The organism is Okeania sp. SIO2B9 (assembly GCF_010672505.1).
GTDB classification, from domain to species: Bacteria; Cyanobacteriota; Cyanobacteriia; order Cyanobacteriales; family Microcoleaceae; genus Okeania; species Okeania hirsuta.
Genome location: NZ_JAAHGK010000334.1, coordinates 1 through 6,283, shown reverse-complemented (window position 1 = coordinate 6,283; position 6,283 = coordinate 1). Strand labels below are relative to the sequence as shown.

Here is a 6,283-nt window from a genome sequence, read left to right as displayed (position 1 = left end):
TGTCATAATCCTATCATCTTATTTTTGATAGTAATAGTTATTAACTCAAAGTTTAAAAGCAATTTTAAATCTTTAAAAGATAAATAGTGACAGAGGTGGCTAAAAGTGAATAACGAATGGGTGTGCTATTTGATTTCTCTGGCGTTGCTACTATAACCATCTCTCCACCCTGCAATACTTCTAAGACTTATGGGTAAGGGATAGCTTTGAAAGGGGGAATGCCTTCTGCCTTATTCAAAAAAAATTTTAAAACTTAATTATTATTTTGTCCACATATAGCATTACATAAATAGGTTAGGGAAATTATAAACACTCAAACTCAGTCAGGGATTGCTTCTGACTTATGACTTCTAACTTCTGACTTGCGCTACGCGCTATAATGCCCTCCCCAGGGATTGTTAATTTTTATAAAAAAGTGTTTGCTAAATAACAGAGATGTGTATGAAAGAATGTCAAAAAAGTAAGCAACATAGATTTTGAGAGAAATAGTTACTCATGTCCATAATTCTCTATAAATCAAAATCCCATGGCTAAAATTTTCTTACTTTCAACATCCTATCTGTACAACTGTAAAAGTAATGAAGATGAGAAAACAGCTGTTAATATGGTCAACATTGGCCTTTGTCATCCCTAGTGCTTTACTCAGCAGTTGTCAAACCCAAACAACTGAAACTGAGACCGAGCAAACCCAAACAACTGACAATACTCCAGGTACTCTCAAACTTCGTGCCAACGGAGAAGACTTTGTCAGAGAAGGTTTCGTGACTAAAGATGGGTGGAAAGTGACATTTGACCAACTTTACGCGAATTTAGTGGAAGTCACTGCCTACCAAACAGACCCACCCTATAATGCTGAAACGGGAGGAAAACCAGAGGCAAAAGAAAAGGTCATTCTTGCTCAAACTAAAACAGTAGACTTAGCAGAGGGGGATGAAACTGCGGAAGCTATTTTGGTAAGTGAGGTATCTGCACCTCCTGGTCGCTACAATGCCATCTCTTGGAAAATGCCCAAAGCAACGGTTGGCCCTGCTCAGGGTTATTCTCTATTAATTAATGGCACAGCAACTAAAGATGGTCAGACTATACCTTTTACCCTCAAAATTGACCAGGAGCTAGAATTTACCTGTGGAGATTTTGTTGGAGATGAGCGTAAAGGTATTCTCCAAGGTGGAGATACCGCAGAATTGGAGGCAACATTCCATTTTGACCATCTTTTCGGTGATGGTGGTGCCGCCTCAGATGATGAAATTAATACAGGAGCATTAGGTTTTGCACCTCTAGCAGCGATCGCCGAAGGAGGAAAAGTTGAAGCAGATATGGCTACATTGAAAAGCAAACTTTCCCCTGCTGACTATCAAAAGTTAATGGCAATTTTACCCAGTTTGGGTCATGTCGGTGAAGGCCATTGCCATGAGTCATTAGTAAGTCAAAATTAAAAAGTCAAAGATAATTTTTGTCTATTGCCGCTACGCGGAAGTTAAAAGTCAAAAGTCATGCATCGAGTGCGTAATTCTGAGGTGTCCTCAGAATGTAAGACGCACTCAATACAGTCAAAAGTATTGATTGGTAAGGCTTTTAGGATTTTGTAACTGGTTAGTTATTTCTGCCATCCTGCACTAGTAATTTATTGGACTTTTAGCCTTGTAAGAAATCTCTTGAAGAAGGAGACAGGAGACAGGAGACAGGAGACAGGAGGAAAATTACATGGGGATTCGCTCCCCCAAGTAATGCGTGAACACCCCCGTTGACGGTGGGGTATTAAACCCACAAAGAAATCTCATAAATTAAATTGGGTAATTTAGTAATTCGGGATTTTCTATAAAATAAATCCTATTTTATTATAAATAATGGCAAGATTGCTAAGGTAAAAATTATACATAGGTAAAATATGAAATGGCAATTTGCTATTCCTTTAATATTTTTATCTTCAGTAAGTTTACAGGGAAAAGCCATCGCTCATGGAGTGAAAATTCAACACCAAATTACTCAGGCAATTAAGATTAATGCTACTTACGATACTGGCACTCCTTTACCTAATGCTTCTGTCACAGTTTATGCTCCTATCGAACCAAATAAAGTTTGGTTAAAAGGCACAACTGATGAGCAAGGAAATTTTATTTTTCACCCTGATTCTTCTCTGTCTGGAACTTGGGAAATTAAGGTGCGTCAAGCTGGTCATGGTGGGCTGGTCAGTATTCCTTTTCAAGTAGATGAATCTAACAATTATCATAATCATAATGTCAGCAAAAATCACAAGTATTTAGCCAATATTTCTAATGATTATAATCCGCTACAAAAAGGATTAATGATCGGTTGTACTATGTGGGGTTTTGTGGGAACTACTTTATTTTTTTGGCGATTTAAAACTCAATATCGACCACAAGAAGAACATTAGAATAATGGTAAGCATTTCCTGCGGAATGCTGCGCAAACAGCTATCAGCAGTCAGCTATCAGCAATTAGTAATGAATAATTATTTCTCAGGTTTGTTTCTGGGACTTTGGCAGTAACTTTTTATTCTTTTTCAATTTCAAAGGTTGCTTTTTTGTTCCTGGGACTTTGGCAGTAACTTTTTATTCTTTTTCAATTTCAAAGGTTGCTTTTACGCAGACCCAAAATTACTAGCTGATAGCTAATAGCTGACGGCTGAATGCTTATAATATTTGACCTTTGTCAGGATAATTTTAAATCTTCAATAATGCACATTTCAGAAGGTATTTTGCCTGCTCAACTATGTATTAGTGGCTATGGGATTACTTCTTTAATTACCTGGTATTCTCTACGCCAAATTAATCGTTTACCAAATCCTCAAGCTAGTATTCCTAAAGCTTCTTTATTAACAGCAGCTTTTTTTGTGGCTTCTAGTATTCATATTCCTATTCCACCAGCTAGCGTTCATTTAGTATTAAATGGTTTGTTAGGAACTGTTTTGGGTTATTATGCTTTTCCAGCTATCCTGGTTGGTCTATTTTTTCAAGCAATAATGTTCGGACATGGTGGTTTAACTACTTTAGGAATTAATGCTTTAATTATGGGAATACCTGCGCTTTTGGCTTATCAAATATTTCAGCTACGTCATATTTTAGGAAATGGAATTAAGGAAAATTTATCTATGAGTATTTTTGGATTTATTGCTGGAGCTAGTGCTATTGGAGTTTCTAGTTTAATATTTTTTACGATAATTATTACAAATATACCTTCTGGGTTTGATACTGTCTTAGAGCAGAGAGTAATTTATGGATTAATGATTTCTCATATTCCTTTGATGGGAATAGAAGGTATTTTGACTGCAATGATTATTAGTTTTTTGCGTCGAGTTATGCCAGAGCTTTTACCTTCTTAGGACTGTTGTTCAGAAATCTATAAAAAGTCAGAGGATACTGGTTTTTAAATTTGAAAATTATGGGTTGAAACTCTTACTAGAGAAGATGATTATGGAAAATAGGTAAGGGAGAAAATTTCACAGGTTATAGCAGAAGGAAGAAGACATAAGTAATAAGGAAAAATCTGGCGTTGTCTGAGTTTTAAGTTTTTGATATGTCCTCACCTTTCCTTCGACTACTATATCCTTCAAATCAATCTTGAATAACTATTAGTTAGTCATTTCAGTTATCAGTTATCAGTACCGACCGCTGTTTGCGCAGCATGACCTAGGAAAGCAAGAAGCTTGAAATCTGAAATATTCTCTTTCTCTTGGTCGATTTGATATGGCGAGGAGACCCGTTCTTACAGACCCGCTCCCCTGTTAGCGTTTGCGGTAGCATTCCGGAACGGAAAGCTTTGCGGTAGCAAACGCCACCCCACCCTACGGGAAGCTCCGAAGATCGACCGCTGTCTTGGTTGATTGGATATGGCGAGGGGACCTCGCCATCCCTCAACCGCTTTTTATCCCCTTAAAAGGGGAGACTTGAGGTCAGGACTTTTCGGTGATAGTTAGTCAAATTTTTAACTACAACTTTCTTTTGTTATTTGTTCCTTTGTTTTCAAAGTTAGGTGTTAGATTGAGCAGTAAACTTTTCTCGTCTACAGCTAATAGTAGTTACCATAAGGTATTAGGTAATACCAAGCGTGGAAAAAGCAATGCTACAAAAAAAACTGAAAATTATGCCTAAAAAAAACTTCTCCAATCCTATAATTTACCTATTTCGATTTTTTTCTCATTTGTTTATTATACCAAGCGTGAAAAAAGAATACTTAACTTAGGTGACACTTCAATTATTAAGTAATTAACGCAGACTGAATAACTTTTTTGATAATTAGCACGCCAGTTATTGTTAATTATTCTTATGTTTACTACTCCCCCTATTCCACTCCTGGGAGGGGGAGGGGTTAGGGGTGGGTCGCCTACTGCCCCACTCAAAAAGGAGAGGAGACAATAATTATTAATTGTGGAAAATCTACTACCTAATACCTACTATAGTAATGAAATTTGCTCTAGATGAATATGCCAATTTAAACTCTCCAATACATCGGTGGGATGTGAGATATAAACTTATTGGTTTAATGGCATTAATGTTTGCTTTTGCTACTGTTAAGAATTGGTATTTAATTCCATTAATGCTCTTAGTAACAATTCTGCTTTATGGAGTTTCAAACCTACCTTTATCATTTTTAATTAGTCGATTACGTTATCCAGGGTTTTTTTTGTTAGGAGTAATCGTATTATTACCTTTTTTATCTGGTCAAACAATTATTTGGCAATACGGATTTTTGACAATTCGTCAGGAAGGATGTCTGGCAGTTATATTAATTGTTAGTCGTTTTTTTGCCATTATGACTACTTGTTTAATTTTATTCGGTACAAGTTCGTTTTTAACAACAATAAAAGGGATGAGGCAGTTAGGAATTTCTCCCATTATTACCGATATACTGTTGTTATCTTATCGTTATATTTTTGAAATATCTAATCAACTTAGTATTATGCTTAAAGCTACTAGATTAAGAGGTTTTCAACGAAACAAATTTAGTTGGAGAAATTTATCAGTTTATGCTGCTCTTACAGGTAGTCTTTTAGTGCGAAGTTATCAACAAGCAGAACGAGTTTATCAGGCAATGTTGTTGCGCGGTTATGGCAATGTGTTACACAATGAAAATAATAGAATATATTTCAGTTATACAAACAATCTTAAATATAGCTCTGACTCAATATATCTATTCCTATCTCTGATAATTGCTGCTAGTTTTGCCATGGCAGAAATATTTTTTTTTACTGTTAATAATTAGTCATTGATAAAATGCAAGACGATTACCCAAAAGCTGGAGTCTATGTTAAAGATTTATTGTTTGAATATCCACAAAATGAACCGATTTTACGGAGTCTTTCATTGACAATTAAGCCTGGAGAAAGAGTCGCTTTGTTAGGACCTACAGGTACAGGAAAAAGCACTTTGATGGAAATTTTAGTAGGCTTAAAAAAACCTGTATCTGGTGAAATTTGGATTCAAGGAATTCTTCTAGAAGAAAAAACTTTATCTCAAGTACGTCGTCAAATAGGTTTTTGTTTCCAAAATCCTGATGACCAACTATTTATGCCTACGATTTTAGAGGATATAACTTTTGGTCCGCTTAACTATGGTTTATCTCCAGAAACTGCTACAGAAATTGCTCATAATTTGTTAGTAAAATTTGGTTTAGAAAAGTATGCAGATCGATCTGTATATGAACTTTCAGGAGGTCAAAAAAAATTGGCTGCTTTAGCCGCTGTTTTAGCATTAAAACCAGAAATTTTAATATTAGATGAACCCACTAATGGTCTAGACCCTTTATGGCGAAAAAATTTAGCTAAAATCATCTTACAATTACCAGTTAAAATTATATTAATTGCTTCCCATGATTTAAACTGGGTTGCTAAAGTAACTCAACGTGCTTTAATTTTGCAATCTGGTCAAATTCAAGTAGATACTTCTACTCAAAATATTATTCAAGATAGTTCAACTCTTGAATACTACGGTTTACCCATTGATTATTAAGAAGGTCTTAGGTAGTAGGTGGTAGGTCTTAGGGAAAAGCATTGGCAGTCCTACAACTCACATTCCGCACTTCAATTTGTAACATTAAAAGTAGTAGAAAAATCCGTAACTTGGTAGGTATTTATACTATATAGCTCCTACATTTGACCTTTCTCAGCAGTCAGATTTTCAGGAAAATACTAAGTATAAATACTCAACTCGAAGAAAGGAAAAATTTTCTTTGCCGCCTTTGGCGGCGGAGGATGGGGTCGGTTTCGGGCCTCAAGGGGGTGGGTAAAATTTTAGGCCTCAGGGGGGGCGGACCCCCCTGAGGC

At 36.0% G+C, this 6,283-nt stretch carries 5 protein-coding genes; all 5 read left to right on the top strand.

Features of this window, described 5'->3' with window-relative positions; translation table 11 throughout:
* Positions 1 to 584: 584 nt before the first annotated feature.
* The 5 genes from F6K13_RS13630 (at position 585) to F6K13_RS13610 (ending at position 5,969) form a co-directional block, all read left to right on the top strand.
* Complete coding sequence (locus F6K13_RS13630) at positions 585 to 1,436, top strand: DUF4382 domain-containing protein (protein WP_124144581.1); 852 nt, start codon at positions 585 to 587, stop codon at positions 1,434 to 1,436.
* Positions 1,437 to 1,888: 452 nt separating this feature from the next.
* Positions 1,889 to 2,395, top strand: a complete 507-nt coding sequence (locus tag F6K13_RS13625; RefSeq protein WP_124144539.1) for a carboxypeptidase-like regulatory domain-containing protein — start codon at positions 1,889 to 1,891, stop codon at positions 2,393 to 2,395.
* A gap of 303 nt (positions 2,396 to 2,698) precedes the next feature.
* A complete protein-coding gene (gene cbiM, locus F6K13_RS13620; protein ID WP_124144538.1) occupies positions 2,699 to 3,343 on the top strand; it encodes a cobalt transporter CbiM in 645 nt (214 codons plus the stop codon).
* A 1,079-nt stretch (positions 3,344 to 4,422) separates the two neighbouring features.
* Entirely contained in the window at positions 4,423 to 5,223 is an 801-nt protein-coding gene (gene cbiQ / locus F6K13_RS13615) for a cobalt ECF transporter T component CbiQ (RefSeq protein ID WP_124144537.1), read from the top strand.
* A gap of 11 nt (positions 5,224 to 5,234) precedes the next feature.
* Entirely contained in the window at positions 5,235 to 5,969 is a 735-nt protein-coding gene (locus F6K13_RS13610) for an energy-coupling factor ABC transporter ATP-binding protein (protein ID WP_124154431.1), read from the top strand.
* The last annotated feature ends 314 nt before the right edge of the window (positions 5,970 to 6,283 follow it).

Excerpts from the sequence above, each read along its gene's own strand:
- cbiM (WP_124144538.1), top strand. The coding sequence starts at position 2,699 with ATGCACATTTCAGAAGGTATTTTGCCTGCTCAACTATGTATTAGTGGC.
- cbiQ (WP_124144537.1), top strand. The coding sequence starts at position 4,423 with ATGAAATTTGCTCTAGATGAATATGCCAATTTAAACTCTCCAATACAT.
- F6K13_RS13630 (WP_124144581.1), top strand. The coding sequence starts at position 585 with ATGAGAAAACAGCTGTTAATATGGTCAACATTGGCCTTTGTCATCCCT.
- F6K13_RS13625 (WP_124144539.1), top strand. The coding sequence starts at position 1,889 with ATGAAATGGCAATTTGCTATTCCTTTAATATTTTTATCTTCAGTAAGT.
- F6K13_RS13610 (WP_124154431.1), top strand. The coding sequence starts at position 5,235 with ATGCAAGACGATTACCCAAAAGCTGGAGTCTATGTTAAAGATTTATTG.